The organism is Streptomyces dangxiongensis, from assembly GCF_003675325.1.
GTDB classification, from domain to species: domain Bacteria; phylum Actinomycetota; class Actinomycetes; order Streptomycetales; family Streptomycetaceae; genus Streptomyces; species Streptomyces dangxiongensis.
The window spans coordinates 5,738,137-5,753,717 of the sequence record NZ_CP033073.1 but is presented as its reverse complement, the minus strand read 5'-3'; the positions used below and the strand labels follow the sequence as shown (position 1 = coordinate 5,753,717).

14 protein-coding genes and 1 pseudogene are annotated in these 15,581 nt (G+C 71.2%); 6 read left to right on the top strand and 9 right to left on the bottom strand.

Annotation, left to right across the window (positions count from 1 at the left end; translation table 11 throughout):
• Positions 1–9 precede the first annotated feature (9 nt).
• Positions 10–630, bottom strand: coding sequence for an aa3-type cytochrome oxidase subunit III (gene ctaE, locus D9753_RS25965; protein ID WP_121789187.1), 621 nt, complete (start codon positions 628–630; stop codon positions 10–12).
• Between the two features lie 154 nt (positions 631–784).
• Here ctaE and D9753_RS25960 point away from each other — a divergent pair, with 154 nt between their 5' ends.
• Entirely contained in the window at positions 785–1,186 is a 402-nt protein-coding gene (locus D9753_RS25960) for a response regulator (RefSeq protein ID WP_121789186.1), read from the top strand.
• Positions 1,187–1,290: 104 nt separating this feature from the next.
• Here D9753_RS25960 and D9753_RS25955 read toward each other — a convergent pair whose 3' ends face one another.
• From D9753_RS25955 to ctaC, 4 genes are all read right to left on the bottom strand, one after another.
• The gene (locus tag D9753_RS25955) at positions 1,291–2,553 is read right to left on the bottom strand and encodes a L,D-transpeptidase (RefSeq protein WP_121789185.1); all 1,263 of its coding nucleotides are present in this window, start codon (positions 2,551–2,553) and stop codon (positions 1,291–1,293) included.
• A 157-nt stretch (positions 2,554–2,710) separates the two neighbouring features.
• Entirely contained in the window at positions 2,711–3,109 is a 399-nt protein-coding gene (locus D9753_RS25950; RefSeq protein WP_121789184.1) for a cytochrome c oxidase subunit 4, read from the bottom strand.
• A complete protein-coding gene (ctaD, locus tag D9753_RS25945) occupies positions 3,106–4,842 on the bottom strand; it encodes an aa3-type cytochrome oxidase subunit I (protein WP_121789183.1) in 1,737 nt (578 codons plus the stop codon). The genes D9753_RS25950 and ctaD overlap by 4 nt, the downstream gene beginning before the upstream one ends.
• Entirely contained in the window at positions 4,839–5,798 is a 960-nt protein-coding gene (gene ctaC, locus D9753_RS25940; RefSeq protein ID WP_121789182.1) for an aa3-type cytochrome oxidase subunit II, read from the bottom strand. Before ctaC ends, ctaD begins: the two co-directional genes overlap by 4 nt.
• 326 nt (positions 5,799–6,124) lie before the next feature.
• Between ctaC and D9753_RS25935 the strand changes: the two genes are divergently transcribed.
• The gene (locus tag D9753_RS25935) at positions 6,125–7,507 is read left to right on the top strand and encodes a cysteine desulfurase/sulfurtransferase TusA family protein (RefSeq protein ID WP_121789181.1); all 1,383 of its coding nucleotides are present in this window, start codon (positions 6,125–6,127) and stop codon (positions 7,505–7,507) included.
• A 242-nt stretch (positions 7,508–7,749) separates the two neighbouring features.
• Here D9753_RS25935 and D9753_RS25930 read toward each other — a convergent pair whose 3' ends face one another.
• Positions 7,750–8,724, bottom strand: coding sequence for a carbohydrate kinase family protein (locus D9753_RS25930; protein WP_121789180.1), 975 nt, complete (start codon positions 8,722–8,724; stop codon positions 7,750–7,752).
• A gap of 130 nt (positions 8,725–8,854) precedes the next feature.
• Between D9753_RS25930 and D9753_RS25925 the strand changes: the two genes are divergently transcribed.
• Positions 8,855–9,064: a hypothetical protein gene (locus D9753_RS25925; RefSeq protein ID WP_121789179.1), complete on the top strand. Its 210-nt coding sequence runs from the start codon at positions 8,855–8,857 to the stop codon at positions 9,062–9,064.
• Between the two features lie 344 nt (positions 9,065–9,408).
• On the top strand, positions 9,409–10,920 hold the full coding sequence (locus tag D9753_RS25920) for a hypothetical protein (protein ID WP_394346753.1): 1,512 nt from the start codon (positions 9,409–9,411) through the stop codon (positions 10,918–10,920).
• A gap of 93 nt (positions 10,921–11,013) precedes the next feature.
• Here D9753_RS25920 and erpA read toward each other — a convergent pair whose 3' ends face one another.
• Positions 11,014–11,370, bottom strand: a complete 357-nt coding sequence (gene erpA, locus D9753_RS25915) for an iron-sulfur cluster insertion protein ErpA (RefSeq protein WP_121789178.1) — start codon at positions 11,368–11,370, stop codon at positions 11,014–11,016.
• Between the two features lie 295 nt (positions 11,371–11,665).
• On the opposite strand from erpA, the gene nadA reads away from it, so the two are divergent.
• Both nadA and D9753_RS25905 read left to right on the top strand, forming a co-directional pair.
• Positions 11,666–12,850 (top strand): quinolinate synthase NadA, encoded by a 1,185-nt coding sequence (gene nadA, locus D9753_RS25910; protein ID WP_121789177.1) that lies wholly within the window; start codon positions 11,666–11,668, stop codon positions 12,848–12,850.
• A gap of 209 nt (positions 12,851–13,059) precedes the next feature.
• Positions 13,060–13,419, top strand: a pseudogene (locus D9753_RS25905) (efflux RND transporter permease subunit); the annotation flags it as partial.
• A gap of 218 nt (positions 13,420–13,637) precedes the next feature.
• Here D9753_RS25905 and D9753_RS25900 read toward each other — a convergent pair.
• Both D9753_RS25900 and D9753_RS25895 read right to left on the bottom strand, forming a co-directional pair.
• A complete protein-coding gene (locus D9753_RS25900; RefSeq protein WP_121789176.1) occupies positions 13,638–14,318 on the bottom strand; it encodes a response regulator in 681 nt (226 codons plus the stop codon).
• Positions 14,315–15,532, bottom strand: a complete 1,218-nt coding sequence (locus tag D9753_RS25895; RefSeq protein ID WP_121789175.1) for a sensor histidine kinase — start codon at positions 15,530–15,532, stop codon at positions 14,315–14,317. The genes D9753_RS25900 and D9753_RS25895 overlap by 4 nt, the downstream gene beginning before the upstream one ends.
• Positions 15,533–15,581: the final 49 nt, after the last annotated feature.

Below are 15,581 nucleotides of genomic sequence, written 5' to 3'. Positions count from 1 at the left end.
CGGTCGCCGCTACTTGATCAGGTAGATCGTGGCGAAGAGGCCGATCCAGACGACATCGACGAAGTGCCAGTAGTAGGACACGACGATGGCGGCGGTCGCCTGCTCGTGCGTGAACCTCTTGGCCGCGTAGGTGCGGCCGAGGACCAGCAGGAAGGCGATGAGACCGCCCGTCACGTGCAGGCCGTGGAAGCCGGTGGTCAGGTAGAACACCGAGCCGTACGGGTCGGAGGAGAGCGAGATGCCGTCCTTCTTCACCAGCTCCGTGTACTCGTAGATCTGACCGCCGATGAAGATCGCACCCATGATGAAGGTGAGAGTGAACCAGCCACGGAGCTTCTTCACGTCGCCGCGTTCGGCAGCGAAGACACCGAGCTGGCAGGTGAGGGAGGAGAGCACCAGGATCGTGGTGTTCGTCGCGGAGAAGGGCACGTTGAGCGCGTGCGCCATCTCCTTCCAATGGGCCGGTCCGGTCACCGACCGGAGGGTGAAGTACATCGCGAAGAGGGCCGCGAAGAACATCAGCTCGGAACTCAGCCAGATGATGGTTCCGACGCTGGTGAGGTTCGGCCGGTTGACCGACGGGTGCGCGTGCCCGGTTTCTACTGTCGTTGCTGTCGCCACGACCGACATTATGTCGGTCGCTTATCCCGCCCTCACTCCGGGGGGTGCCGTTCGGAGTGTTGCCACCCGCCGAACCGGTGCTGACGTGGTGTTCATGGGAGTAGCATCCGCCCGAACGGCCCTGTCCGTCCTGTCCGTACGACGCTGACGTCCCGGAGGAACAATGCAGCCGACCGCCACGGTGCTGGTCTACAGCGACGACTCCAACACCCGCGAGCAAGTACGGCTGGCAGCCGGGCGCAGGCCGGCCCCGGACGTCCCCCCGCTGGAGTTCGTGGAGTGCGCGACTCCCGAGGGGGCGCTGCGCGAGCTGGACAAGGGCGGCATCGACGTCTGCGTGCTCGACGGCGAGGCCGTGCCGCTGGGGGGCATGGGGATGTGCCGGCAGATCAAGGACGAGGTGTTCGACTGCCCGCCGGTGCTCCTGCTGATGGGCCGCCCCCAGGACGCCTGGCTGGCCACCTGGAGCCGCGCCGACGCCGCTGTGACGCTGCCGGTGGACCCGGTGGAGTTCGCCTCCTCGCTGGCCTCCCTCCTGCGCCGCAAGAGGCTCCTGAGCGCCTAGGGGCCCGGGGCGCCGGGCCGTGCGCCTGTACGGCTCCGTGGGCGCTCCTCGCGCCCGCACGGACGGTCCGCACGCCGGTACGGCCCCGCGCCCCCGGGGGACGCTCACACGGCCGTCGGCTGGAGACGCAGCGCGTCCCCCGGCGCCGGGCCGTCCGGTGTGCCGTTGAAGAGGGCGCTGCCCTGGCGCCACTTCGCCCAGTCGACGTTCCAGTCGCCGAAGCCGTTGCCGAAGGGCTCCATCGCGTCGCCGTCGGAGTTGACGACCCGCACGATGTCGCCCTCGCGGACGGTGTCGAAGAACCATTCGGCGTTGGACGTGTTCATCCCGGTGCAGCCGTGGCTGACGTTGGCGTAGCCCTGGGAGCCCACCGACCAGGGGGCGGCATGGACGTACTCGCCGGACCAGGTCACCCGGGTGGCGTAGTAGACCGGCAGATCGTAGGAGTCGGAGCTGCCCTCGGCGATGCCGACCGTGGTGCTGCGCATGCGTACGAAGTACTGCTTGCCGAGGACGACCTTGACGCCGTTGCGGGTCTCGTAGCCGGTTTTGCCGGTGGTGACGGGGATCTGGTTGATCTCCGCACCGTTCTTGTAGACCGTCATCTGGTGCGACGAGGCGTCCGTGACGGCCTCGATCCGGTCGCCCGTGGTGATCTTCAGCGGCTTGGCGGCGCCGCCCCACAGCCGGTCGTCGATCCGGATGCCGTCCAGGTTGCTGTGCACCCGGACGGTGGCGTGGGTGGGCCAGTACTCCTTGGGGCGGTAATGGAGTTCCTTGGCGTTCACCCAGTACCAGGCGCCCTGTACGGCCGGTGTGGACTCCACCCTCAGGGCGCGTTCCACGACGGCGCGCTGCCCCTTGTCCTTGATCTCGTGGTCGAGCTGGGCCGTGATGGGCTGCCCGACGCCGTAGGTGCCCGCCTGCGGCCCGAACGTGACGGTCAGGCGCTTCTTGCTGGTGGGCTTGCTGGTGTCGAACGTGAGGACCTTGCGGCCGGGTGCGCCGTCCTCGTCCTCGGTGCTGACCGTGACCGTGTAGTGGGCGTTGGCGGCCAGGGGGGAGGTGCTGTGCCAGCGGCTGCCGTCGGCGGCGAGTTCGCCCGCGACGTAGCGCCCGGTGGAGTCCTGGGCGGTGACGTCGGTGATGCGCCCCTCGTCACCGTTGGCGGTGACCTCCAGGGGCTTGTCCGGATCGGCCCGCTTCTCTGCACCGGTGGGGCCGTTGAAGGAGATCAGGCCCGCTGCGTCGTACGGCTTGGCCGACAGGGGGTTGCCGTCCGAACCGCAGGCGGTGACGCCCGCGCCCAGGGCGGTCACCAGCAGGGTGCAGCTGACGACGGTGCGGGTCCGCGGAGTGTGATTCATATGATCACGCTATGAGGTGGAGACCTTACCGGCACGGCAGGTAATCCGTACGAGCGAACGACACTCCGGCAAAGGACTGACACGCCCGGCCAAGGAAACGCCGGGAGCCCGGACCCCCCTTGCGGAGGATCCGGGCTCCCGGTGCGTTCGGTACGTGCTACTGGGTGCGGTTCTCACCGTGGTAGTACTCGAACACCCAGCCGAACAGGCCGATCATGATGATCGGGGCGGCGAAGTAGAGCAGCCACCAGCCGACCGCGACACCGAGGAAGGCGAACGCGCCGCCGACACCCAGCATGAGCGGCTGCCAGCTATGCGGGCTGAAGAAGCCCAGCTCTCCCGCGTCGTCCGCGACGTCGGCCTCCTTGTCGTCCTGGGCGCCCGCGTCGACCCTCCGGGCGGTGAAGCCCAGATAGAAGCCGATCATGACGGTCAGGCCGAAGGCCAGGAAGAGCGCGGTGGTACCGGCGGGCTCCTTCGACCACACGCCGTACACGACGGCCATGATCAGGATGAAGGCGCTCAGCCAGATGAACAGCCAGCCCTGGATCTTCACTTGCCGGCCTCCTTGCTGCCCGTGACAGCGCTGGTGCCGTGGCCGGCGTGCTCAAGCTGCTCGAGGGCGGCGATCTCGGGGTGGTGCAGGTCGAACGCCGGGGATTCGCTGCGGATCCGCGGCAGGGTGACGAAGTTGTGCCGCGGCGGCGGGCAGGAGGTCGCCCACTCCAGCGAGCGGCCGTAGCCCCACGGGTCGTCCACGCCGACCGGCTTGCCGTACTTGGCCGTCTTCCACACGTTGTAGAGGAACGGCAGGATCGACAGGCCCAGCAGGAACGAGCTGATCGTCGAGACCGTGTTCAGGGCGGTGAACCCGTCGGCCGCCAGATAGTCGGCGTACCGGCGCGGCATGCCCTCGGCGCCCAGCCAGTGCTGGACCAGGAAGGTGCCGTGGAAGCCGATGAACAGCGTCCAGAAAGTGATCTTGCCGAGGCGCTCGTCCAGCATCTTGCCGGTCCACTTCGGCCACCAGAAGTGGAAGCCGGAGAACATGGCGAAGACGACCGTGCCGAACACGACGTAGTGGAAGTGCGCCACCACGAAGTACGAGTCGGAGACGTGGAAGTCCATCGGCGGCGAGGCCAGGATGACACCGGTCAGACCACCGAACGTGAAGGTGATCAGGAAGCCGGTGGCCCAGAGCATCGGCGTCTCGAAGGACAGCGAGCCCTTCCACATCGTGCCGATCCAGTTGAAGAACTTCACACCGGTCGGGACGGCGATCAGGAAGGTCATGAAGGAGAAGAACGGCAGCAGCACACCGCCGGTGACGTACATGTGGTGGGCCCACACGGTCACGGACAGGCCGGCGATCGCGATGGTCGCGGCGATCAGCCCCATGTAGCCGAACATCGGCTTGCGGCTGAACACCGGGATCACTTCGGAGATGATCCCGAAGAACGGTAGCGCGATGATGTACACCTCTGGATGGCCGAAGAACCAGAAGAGGTGTTGCCACAGCAGCGCTCCGCCGTTCGCGGCGTCGAAGACGTGGGCACCGAACTTGCGGTCCGCCTCCAGGGCGAACAGGGCGGCGGCCAGCACCGGGAAGGCCAGCAGGACCAGGACACCGGTCAGCAGCACGTTCCACACGAAGATCGGCATGCGGAACATGGTCATGCCCGGCGCGCGCATGCAGATGATCGTGGTGATGAAGTTGACCGAACCGAGGATGGTGCCGAAGCCGGAGAAGGCCAGACCCATGATCCACATGTCGGCGCCCAGGCCCGGCGAACGCACCGCGTTCGACAGCGGGGAGTAGGCGAACCAGCCGAAGTCGGCCGCACCCTGCGGGGTGAGGAAACCGGCGACCGCGACGAGCGAGCCGAACAGGTACAGCCAGTAGGCGAACATGTTCAGCCGCGGGAACGCCACGTCGGGCGCGCCGATCTGGAGCGGCATGATCCAGTTCGCGAAACCGGCGAACAGCGGGGTGGCGAACATCAGCAGCATCACGGTGCCGTGCATCGTGAACGCCTGGTTGAACTGCTCGTTCGACATGAACTGCAGGCCCGGCCGGGCCAGCTCGGCGCGCATCAGCAGCGCCATCACGCCACCGATCAGGAAAAACGCGAACGACGTCGCCAGATACAGCGTGCCGATCGTCTTGTGATCGGTGGTCGTGAGCCACTTGACGACGACTTCGCCGCGGCGCTGGCGCCGGACCGGCAGCTCGTCCTCATAGTGGGACCCTGCTGCCGCGGCACCCTGGGATTCGTTGAGGATGCTCACAGGATGTTCGACTCCCGGTTCTTCTCGTGGGTCGTCTGCTCGATGCCCGCGGGAATGTAACCGGTCTGCCCCTTCTTGACGAGGTCCTTGAGGTGCTGCTCGTAACGCTCCGGCGAGACGACCTTCACGTTGAACAGCATGCGGGAGTGGTCCACGCCGCACAGCTCGGCGCACTTGCCCCGGAAGGTGCCCTCCTTGTTGGGAGTCACCTGGAAGGCGTTGGGGTGGCCCGGAATGACGTCCTGCTTCATCAGGAACGGCAGCACCCAGAACGAGTGGATGACGTCACGCGAGGTCAGGACGAAGCGGACCGTCTTGCCCTTGGGCAGCCACAGCGTCGGGCCGGGGTTGCCGTTCTGCGGGTTCCGCGTACCGGGCGTACCGGCGTCGTAGACACCGCCGGCGTTCGCCGGGAAGTACTTCTTGTACCGGTCCGGGACACCGGCCAGGTTGGCGTCGGTCCGCGCGTCACCGGTGGAACCGGGGACGTCCGCGATGTAGTTGAAGCCCCAGCTCCACTGGTAGCCGACCACGTTGACCGTGACGTCGGGCTTCTTCGACATGTCGAGGAGCTTGGACTCGTCCCGGGCCGTGAAGTAGAAGAGCACCGAGATGATGATGATCGGGACCACTGTGTAGAGGGCCTCGATCGGCATGTTGTACCGCGTCTGCGGAGGTACTTCGATCTTCGTGCGGCTGCGCCGGTGGAAGAAAGCACTCCACAGGATCAGGCCCCACACCAGCACGCCGACGGCGAGCGCGGCGGCCCAGGAGCCCTGCCACAGGGAGAGGATCCGCGGAGCCTCTTCCGTGGTCGGGGTGGGCATGCCAAGGCGGGGGAAGTCCTTGTATGTGCAACCGGTTGCGGTCGCCAGGACCAGGCCCGCGGTCAGTGCCTGCAGCAGCTTCCGCCGCATCGGGCGCCGCGGCGAGCGGTCGGAGCCGTTGGGACTCACGTAGCGCCTTCCCGAGAGTCTCGCCCGCGCGGTCGGCTGCGGCCTTCTCGCTGGTCGGTCGCCGCCCTGCGTCGGGCAGGGGTTTGGATGTTTATGCGGACCAAACCCTAGCCGACGCCCTTGGGGGGCTCGCGGGGAGGGGGGCATACGCGCCGCCTGTCACTCCGACGGGGTGGGATCGGGCGCCTGATAGCTCGGGGTTGTCGCGGTTTGGGGCACCGCCGCTCACACGTAATGGCTGCTCGCGCCGTACGGCGGGCCCTCGTTCGGGCCTGGCCGCGTGCCCCTGCGGCAGGCCGCCGCGGACCACGTTCTACCGTGGCTGTGTGTCCTACTTCGACGCCGCTTCCGCCGCCCCGCTCCACCCCGTCGCCCGCCAGGCCCTGTTGGCCTCGCTGGACGACGGCTGGGCCGACCCCGCCCGGCTCCACCGGGAGGGACGCAGGGCGCGGATGCTGCTGGACGCCGCGCGGGAGGCGGCTGCCGAGGCCGTGGGGTGCCGGGCGGACGAGGTCGTGTTCACCGCGTCCGGCACCCGGGCCGTGCACAGCGGGACGGCGGGGGCGCTGGCCGGACGGCGCCGGGTCGGACGCCACCTGATCGTGTCCGCGGTCGAACACTCCTGCGTACTCCATTCGGCTGACGTGTTCGAGGCGGACGGGGGCACGGTCACCCGGGTGGGCGTCGGCCGGACGGGAGCCGTCGACCCGTCCGCCTTCGCCGCCGCGCTCCGCCCGGACACCGCGCTGGCCTGCCTCCAGTCGGCCAACCACGAGGTGGGCACCGTACAACCGGTGGCCGAGGTGGCCGAGGCGTGCCGGGCGGCCGGGGTGCCCCTGCTGGTGGACGCGGCACAGTCGCTGGGCTGGGGGCCGGTCGCGGGCGACTGGTCGCTGCTGGCGGCCAGCGCGCACAAGTGGGGCGGGCCGGCGGGGGCCGGGCTGCTCGTCGTGCGCAAGGGCGTGCGGTTCGCCGCCCAGGGGCCGGTGGACGAGCGGGAGTCGGGCCGGGCGCCCGGCTTCGAGAACCTCCCGGCGATCGTGGCGGCCGTGGCCTCGCTGCGCGCGGTACGGGCCGAGGCGGCCCAGGAGGCCGTACGGCTGAGGGAGCTGACGGAGCGGATCCGGGCGCGGGTGCCGGCGCTGGTGCCGGACGTGGAGGTGGTCGGCGACCCCCGGCACCGGCTCCCCGGGATCGTCACCTTCTCCTGCCTCTACGTCGACGGTGAGGCGCTGCTGCACGAGCTGGACCGGGCGGGCTTCTCGGTCTCCTCCGGCTCCTCCTGCACGAGCAGCACGCTGACCCCCAGCCATGTGCTGAAGGCGATGGGAGTGCTGAGCGAGGGAAATGTCCGGGTGTCCCTGGCGCCGGGCACCGCCGAGGCCGACGTGGAGCGCTTTTTCCAGGTGCTGCCGGGAGCGGTGGCCGGGGTACGGGAGAAGCTGGGTGCGCCGGCACCGGCGCCGGCGACGGCCGTCCGGGCGGCGGAACTCCTCGTCGACGCGCTCGGCAGACGGTGCCCCGTGCCGGTCATCGAGCTGGCCAGGGTGATCGGGGACGTGCCGGTGGGCGGCACCGTGCGGGTGCTGTCCGACGACGAGGCGGCCCGGCTGGACATCCCGGCGTGGTGCGAGATGCGCGGGCAGGAGTACGCCGGTGAGGAACCGGCGGAACGGGGCACGGCGTACGTGGTCCGCCGGGTGAACTGAGGGAGATGGTCCGGGGAGCGGTTCCCGGCGGTTCCGGGAGGGCGGCCGGGCGGATCCGGGAGCGCGCATCCGCACGGTTCACGGGAGCGCTGATCTGGCACGGATACGGGGGCCACGGATACGGGAGCCCCGGTTCCCGGAGGCACGAATGCGGGTGACGCCCATCCGGGAGGCGCGGTTCCGGGAGGCGCGTGGGGAGCCGTCGGTGAAGTCCCCCACGCGCCCCGGGCCGGGGCCGGGTCTCAGCGCAGGTGGCCCTGCACCTCTTCGGCGGCCGACTCCCCGTACGCCTTGGTGAACCGCTCCATGAAGGACGCCCGACGCAGCCGGTACTCCTGCGTGCCGACCGTCTCGATGACGAGGGTCGCCAGCATGCAGCCGACCTGCGCCGCCCGCTCCAGGGAGACCCCCCAGGCCAGCCCGGAGAGGAAGCCCGCGCGGAAGGCGTCGCCGACACCCGTGGGGTCGGCCTTGCGCTCCTCGTCCGGGCAGCCGACCTCGATCGGGTCCTCGCCGACCCGCTCGATGCGCACGCCGCGTGAGCCGAGCGTGGTGACGCGGTGGCCGACCTTGGCCAGGATCTCGTCGCCGGTCCAGCCGGTCTTGGACTCGATGAGGCCCTTCTCGTACTCGTTGGAGAAGAGGTAGGTGGCGCCGTCCAGCAGGATCCGGATCTCCTCGCCCCCCATGCGGGCGATCTGCTGGGAGAAGTCGGCGGCGAACGGGATGCCCCGGGAACGGCACTCCTCGGTGTGGCGGAGCATCCCCTCGGGGTCGTCGGCGCCGATGAGGACCAGGTCCAGGCCGTTCACCCGGTCCGCGACGGTCTTGAGTTCGATGAGGCGGGCCTCGCTCATCGCACCGGTGTAGAACGAGCCGATCTGGTTGTGGTCGGCGTCCGTGGTGCACACGAAGCGGGCGGTGTGCAGGGTCTCGGAGATGCGGACGGATTCGGTGTCCACGCCGTGCCGGTCGAGCCAGGCGCGGTATTCGTCGAAGTCGAAGCCGGCGGCTCCGACCAGGATGGGCCGGGTGCCGAGCTGGCCCATGCCGAAGGCGATGTTGGCGCCCACGCCGCCCCGGCGTACGTCGAGGTTGTCGACAAGGAAGGAGAGGGAAACCGTGTGCAGCTGGTCCGCGACGAACTGGTCCGCGAAGCGGCCGGGGAAGGTCATGAGGTGGTCAGTGGCGATGGAGCCGGTGACTGCGATGCGCACGACGCGAATTCTCCTGCGGGAGGCTGAGTTGACAGTTCACGCTACCCGCTCGGGGGCCGCCGCTGTAGCTGACGAAACTACCCGATAGTAGACCTTTCTTCGCGGCTCATGCCGTGCTTACGGTGCGGACATGACGAACCCGAAGGTCACTTCCTCCGCCCCGGCCGACACCGACGGCGACCTGGCCGCCCTGCGTGGCGACTGCGCCCGGATGGCCCCGCACTGGGCGGCCCCCGAGCACGCCGACCCCCGGCCCGTGCCGCCGTCCCGCATCCACGGCGTGTCGGTGCCCGCGCGGTCCGCCCGGCTGCTGGACGCGATGTCGGACTACGGCGACTGATCCGCGGGACGCGGCCCGCAGGGGCGTGACCCGCGGGACGGGTTCCCCGGGACGCGCTCCGGGGAACCGTGCGCCGCCTTCCCTCGCTCCGGGGAACCGTGCGCTCCCCTCTCGCGTCCCATCGGCGTCCCCCGTGCCGGGGACCGGGACACGACCCAGCGAGGAGCGATGCGGTGAACACCGAGCGGCCTGAGAACCCTGGGAACGCGGAGGTTCCCCGGGCATCCGGGGAAGGGCCGGTGAAGCCCTCCGGGGCGTCCGGGCCCGACGAGAGCAGTTCCCGGACCCCTGCGGAGACGCCCTCCCGACCCCCTGCGGACACGCCCTCCCGGCCCTCTGCGGAGGTGCCGGACATCTCCGCGGATCGCGAGACCGATCGCGAGACCTCCGGGACCCCCGAGGCGACGGGGCGGCGGCGGCCGGCCGCCGTCGTGGTGTCCGTAGCCGCCGCGGCCGTGCTGCTGGCCGGGGGCGGCGGCGCGTACGTCGCCGCGAGCGACGGCGGCGGCCGTACGGGCGGCCCGGCCACGTCCGGCGGGGGCACCGCACCCCCGCCGCTCGCCCTGGACGGCTGGGCCACCGACGGCACGGGCGGTGTCGCGCCCGGCGAGCCGGACCCGTACGGCGTCCGGTACGTGGCGCGGGGTGAGCTGCCGGACGGGCCCGGTTCCGCGCCGGTGTACGAGCCGGGGGCCGGGATCGGCCGGGACCGGGTGGTCCGGCTGGCGAAGGCGCTCGGCGTCGGCGGCACCCCGGTGGCCGAGGGGCGCTTCTGGCGGATCGGCGGGCAGGACGGTTCCGGTCCGGTCCTGGAGGTGAGCCGGGACGCGCCCGGGAGCTGGACCTTCACCCGGTCGGCACCCGGCACCGACAACTGCCGGAAGGTGACCGTCTGCACGCACGACCCGGCTGCCCCGGCAGGCGCCCCGGTGAGCGTGGCCGGCGCCGAGAAGGCGGCGGCGCCGGTCCTGAAGGCGGCGGGGCTGGACGACGCGAAGACCGACGCGAGCGAGGTCATGGGTGACCAGCGCGTGGTCAACGCCGACCCGGTCGTCGGCGGCCTGCCCACGTACGGCTGGACGACCGGCCTGGCCGTCGGCCGGCGGGGCGAGCTGGTCGGCGGGCACGGGCTGCTGGCCGCGCCGGTGAAGGGTGACACGTACCCCGTGCTGGGCGCGCGCCGGACGCTGGAGCTGATGAACGGGCCGGCGGCGAAGGGCGGCCACCGGATGGGGATCGGCGGGTGTGCCACCCCGGTGCCGCTGAAGGACCGGCTGGAACAGCCGTGCGGTCAGGCCCCCGAGGCGTCCGCACCCGGGGCGGCCCGGGACACGGTCACCGTGGAGAAGGCGGTGTTCGGGCTGGCCGCGCACTCCGTCGGGGGCCGGCAGACGCTGGTGCCGTCCTGGCTGTTCCGGGCGCGGGGGTCCACGGCGGGGGGCGCGTTCACGGTGACGTACCCGGCGGTCGACCCGGCGTATCTGGCGTCGGCGTCCCCGTCCCCGGCGTCCGTCACGCCCTCGGCGCCGCGGACGTCCGGTACGTCCGGGAAGAGCCGGAGCGTGCGGGTGGACGCCTACACGGCCGACGGGCGGACGCTGAACCTGAGCTTCTCCGGCGGGGTGTGCGCCGACTACCGGACGTCGGCGCGGGAGAGCGGCGACCGGGTGACGGTGAAGGTCACCGAGACGCCCTGGCCGGACCGGGTGTGCGTGCTGATCGCCAGGCAGTACGTGAAGACCGTGCGGCTCCGCGCACCCCTGGACGGACGGACGGTGGTCGGCACCGACGGCGGGAAGGTCGCGAGGGCGGAGGCGGGCTCGCTGCGGCCGGACGCGTCGGCGCGACCGCGCTGACCGGTCGCGCACGCACGAAGGCGGCGGCCCCCTGTCCGGGGGCCGCCGCCTTCGTCACACCGCCGGCGGTCACGCCGCCGGACGGCCACGGCATCAGCTGAAGGAGTCGCCGCAGGCGCAGGAGCCGGTCGCGTTCGGGTTGTCGATCGTGAAGCCCTGCTTCTCGATGGTGTCCACGAAGTCGACGGTCGCGCCGCCCAGGTACGGAGCGCTCATGCGGTCGGTGACGACCTTGACCCCGTCGAAGTCCTTCTCCACGTCGCCGTCGAGCGAGCGCTCGTCGAAGAAGAGCTGGTAGCGCAGGCCGGAGCAGCCGCCGGGCTGGACGGCGACGCGCAGCGCGAGGTCGTCACGGCCTTCCTGGTCGAGCAGGGCCTTCACCTTGGCCGCGGCGGCGTCGGTCAGGATGATGCCGTCGGTGACGGTGGTGGTCTCGTCCGATACGGACATCTACATCTCTCCCGGGTTGTACGGAGACTGCTTGCCGACGAGTGCAACCAGCGCTTCCGCGGATTCATTCCGGGCCGGGCAGTCACGTGGTCGCGTTCTTTGTTCCTTCTTCATGCTCGCACATGCCCATGGGGGCGGCAGCGGCCCGGAAGGGGACTTCGGCGGGCGGGGAGGGACCGGAGCGGGCCCCCGAGGGGATTCACGTCACATGGACGGTATGGCCGTCGTCAAAGTGACGTGAACCGGCTATGATAGATAGCGTCAATTAGACGAAAAGCAGAAAGGGTCGCGTGTCGTGACCACCGCCCAGACCCCGGAACTCGACGTGCAGCCGACTCCGCTCGCCCTGCTGCTGCTCGGCCGTGAGGCCGACCCGAAGAGCGAGCGGGGCGTCGAGTGCCCCGGTGACCTGCCCTCGCCGTCCGACCCCGACCTGGTCGAGCGTGCCCGCGCGGCCAAGGAGAAGCTCGGCGACAAGGTCTTCGTGCTCGGCCACCACTACCAGCGCGACGAGGTGATCCAGTTCGCCGACGTCACGGGCGACTCCTTCAAGCTCGCCCGGGACGCCGCCGCGCGCCCCGAGGCCGAGTACATCGTCTTCTGCGGTGTGCACTTCATGGCCGAGTCGGCGGACATCCTGACCTCCGACGACCAGAAGGTCGTCCTCCCCGACCTCGCCGCCGGCTGCTCCATGGCCGACATGGCGACGGCCGAGCAGGTCGCGGAGTGCTGGGACGTGCTGACCGAGGCCGGGGTGGCCGACCAGGTGGTCCCCGTCTCGTACATGAACTCCTCCGCCGACATCAAGGCGTTCACGGGCAGGCACGGCGGCACCATCTGCACGTCGTCCAACGCCCGGCGCGCCCTCGACTGGGCGTTCGAGCAGGGGGAGAAGGTGCTCTTCCTGCCCGACCAGCACCTGGGCCGCAACACGGCCGTCCGTGACATGGGGATGTCCCTGGACGACTGCGTGCTCTACAACCCGCACAAGCCGAACGGCGGCCTGACGGCGGAGGAGCTGCGCGCCGCGAAGATGATCCTGTGGCGCGGCCACTGCTCGGTCCACGGCCGCTTCGGCCTGGACTCGGTGAACGACGTCCGCGCGCGCATCCCGGGCGTGAACGTCCTGGTCCACCCCGAGTGCCGGCACGAGGTCGTCGCCGCGGCGGACCAGGTCGGCTCGACCGAGTACATCATCAAGGCGCTGGAGGCGGCCCCGGCCGGCTCCAAGTGGGCCATCGGCACCGAGTTGAACCTGGTGCGCCGCCTGGCGAACCGTTTCGCCCCCGAGGGCAAGGAGATCGTCTTCCTCGACAGGACGGTCTGCTTCTGCTCGACCATGAACCGCATCGACCTGCCCCACCTGGTCTGGACCCTGGAGTCCCTGGCCGAGGGCAACCTGGTCAACCGGATCGAGGTCGACAAGGAGACGGAGGCGTTCGCGAAGCTGGCGCTGGAGCGGATGCTGGCACTGCCGTAGCCGGCGGTGCCGTAGCCCGTACCGCCGCCGCGCGCGCGAAAGGGCCGGATCTCCCTGAGAGGCCCGGCCCTTTCTCGTGCCGTCACCCCCCGGCTCTCATGCCGTCGCGTGCCGGGTGCGCGTGCCGTCACACCCCGGCCGGTTCCGGCGTCCGCTCCGCCGCCCGCTTCCGCGCCCGACGCTCCTCGCGCAGCTCCAGCATCGCGTTGCTGCTGCCCAGCGCCGAACTGCCCATGGTGTCGGTGACCGCCCCCTGCCAGGGCGCCTCGCCCGATGTCGTGGAGCAGGCCGTCGAGCCGATCGAGGACAACCTCCAGGCCGTCGACGGCGTCACCGGTGTCACCTCCACCGCGAGCGAGGGCAACGCCGTGATCATGGCGTCGTTCGACTACGGCAACGACACCAAGCGGATCGTCTCCGACGTCCAGCAGGCCGTGGACCGGGCCCGCAACCGGCTCCCCGCCGACGTCGACCCGCAGGTCGTCTCCGGATCAACGGACGACCTGCCGACCGTGGTCCTCGCCGTCACCTCCGACAAGGACCAGCGGGCCCTCACCGACCAGCTCGATGCGGCGTGATCTGGGGGATCGCGATCATCCCAAGGCGAGCGCGACGAGCGCGACGAACCCGACGAGGGCCCGTTGCGCGAGGCTGGACCGGGACAGCCAGGACCTGGGTGAGGGTCTCTCCTCTGTGAGCGGCAGAAGTGCTTCGCCACGCGGCCGAAGCAGCGACGGGACGCACAGGTGAGCGCCCCTGCTCCGCGCGCAGTACACCCGGGTGGAGATCACTCCATCCGGGGACGGACCAGCCCCGACTCGTACGCGATCACGACGAGCTGGGCCCGGTCGCGCGCGCCCAGCTTGGCCATGGCCCGGTTGACGTGCGTCTTCACCGTCAGCGGGCTGACCGCGAGGCGCTCGGCGATCTCGTCGTTGGAGTGGCCGCCGGCGACCAGGCCGAGGACCTCCCGTTCCCTGCCGGTGAGCGCGCCGAGCCGCTCGGAGCGGGCCGGATCCGGGCCGTCGCCGTCGTCGCCCCGGGCGAGGAAGCGGGCGATCAGGCCCTTGGTGGCGGCCGGGGACAGCAGTGCCTCGCCGCCGGCCGCGACGCGGATGGCGTTGAGCAGCTCCTCGGGCTCGCTGCCCTTGCCGAGGAAGCCGGAGGCGCCGGCGCGCAGCGCCCGGACGACGTGGTCGTCCACTTCGAAGGTGGTCAGGATGACCACCCGGACCTGCCCGAGGGAGGGGTCGGCGCTGATCAGCCGGGTGGCGGCGAGGCCGTCGGTGCCGGGCATCCGGATATCCATGAGGACGACGTCGGGGCCGTGCTCCCGGGCCAGCCGGACCGCCTCCGCCCCGTCGGCGGCCTCCCCCACCACCTCCATGTCGGGCTCGGAGTCGACCAGCACCCGGAACGCGCTGCGCAGCAGCGCCTGGTCGTCGGCGAGCAGGACACGGATCGTCATGCGGGCTCCCCCTGGGCCGTCACCGTCTGGACCGGCAGGATCGCATGGACGCGGAAGCCGCCGCCGGGGCGGGGGCCGGTGGTCAGGGTGCCGCCGAGGGCGGTGACCCGCTCGCGCATGCCGAGCAGCCCGTGCCCGCCGCCGGCCTCCGGCGCGCCGGGTCTTCCCAACCCGTCGTCGAGGACGGTGACCTCCACGTCCGGGCCGGCGCGGACGACGCTCACCTCGGCACCGGCCCCGGGACCCGCGTGCTTCTGCACATTGGTCAGCGCCTCCTGCACGATGCGGTAGGCGGCCAGGTCGACGGCGGCGGGCAGGCCGCCGGCCCCGTCGGCGCCGGCCGCCCGCACCGGGAGGCCGGCGCTGCGGAAGGTGGTGAGGAGGTCCTCCAGACGGTCCAGGCCCGGGGCGGGCTCCGTGGGGGCCTCCGGATCCCCGCACTGGCGGAGCAGGCCGACGGTGGCGCGCAGTTCGTTCAGCGCGCTGCGGCCGGCCTCGCGGACGTGGGCGAGGGCCTCCTTGGCCTGGTCGGGCCGCTTGTCCATGACGTGTGCGGCGACACCGGCCTGCACGTTCACCAGGGCGATGTGGTGGGCGACGACGTCGTGCAGGTCGCGGGCGATGCGCAGCCGTTCCTCGGCGACCCGGCGGCGGGCCTCCTCCTCGCGGGTGCGTTCGGCGCGTTCGGCGCGGTCCCGCATGGCCTGGACGACCGCGCGGCGGCTGCGTACGGCGTCCCCGGCGGTGGCGCCGATACCGGTCCAGGCCAGGACGCCGAGGTTCTCCTGGGCGTACCAGGGCAGCGGGCCGGCGAACACGGCGGCGGCCGTCAGCACGGTCATGGTGAGCAGGCCGAGGCGCCAGGCGTTGGCGCGGTCCGTGGTCGAGGCGACGGTGTAGAGGGCGACGACGGCGGACATCGCTACCGGGGCGCGCGGGTCGCCGGTGACGCACTCGACCACGGAGACGGTGCCGGTGAGGGCGAGGACCGCCTTGGGGTTGCGGCGGCGCAGGGCGAGCGCGGCGGCGCCGACCAGCATCAGCAGGAGGCTGAGGGGGTCCGGGACGCGTACGCCCCAGGTCACGGCGTTCTCCCGCCGGGGCACCACGAAGGAACCGGCGACCATGCAGACCAGCACGCCCGCGGCGAGCGCCGCGTCCAGCGCCAGGGGGTGGGCCCTGAGGCTGCACCGGGCGCGTTCGAGAGTGCTCACGGGGTGAACAGTACGGCCCGGCCCCGTACCGGTCAGCCACACCGCCGAA